Annotated in this window: 1 protein-coding gene; it reads right to left on the bottom strand. The window is 63.3% G+C overall.

Going from position 1 to position 430, the window contains the following annotated elements; genetic code table 11:
- A partial coding sequence (locus tag GR197_RS31480; protein WP_164016620.1) for a CBS domain-containing protein occupies positions 1-430 on the bottom strand: 430 nt, incomplete at both ends.

Genomic DNA, 430 nt, shown 5'->3' with positions numbered 1-430 from the left:
GCCCAGCGAGGGTTTCGACGTGGTGTTCGCCGGGCAGGTCGTCGAGGTCGAAGGCGCGTTTCACGTCGCCCAGCGGCGTGACACCGTCGATCAGGCAGGAGCCGTCATCGCGGCGCACGATCTGCTCGTCTTCGCCCAGGTACAGGATGTCGCCCATTACCGCGCCGACAATGTCGTCGAGCGTCACCACACCCACCACCAGCCCGTATTCGTTGACCACCGCGCCAAAGCGCTCGTGCATCTCGCGAAAGCGCGCGAGGGCCTGTGACAGGTTGAGCGTGTCCGGCAGCACGAGCAGGTTCTTGTCGTAATGCTTGCTGATGTTGCGGATCACGGCGGAGGACTCTTCCGACAGGATCTGCTGCAGGATGTCCTTGGACGCGATGAAGCCGAGCACCGAGTCGATGTCTTCGCGGCAGACGAGGTATTC

Source organism: Rhizobium phaseoli (assembly GCF_010668805.1).
In the GTDB taxonomy this organism is placed as follows: domain Bacteria; phylum Pseudomonadota; class Alphaproteobacteria; order Rhizobiales; family Rhizobiaceae; genus Rhizobium; species Rhizobium phaseoli_A.
Note: the sequence above shows the minus strand (reverse complement) of the source record. Positions and strands in the feature narration are given on the sequence as shown.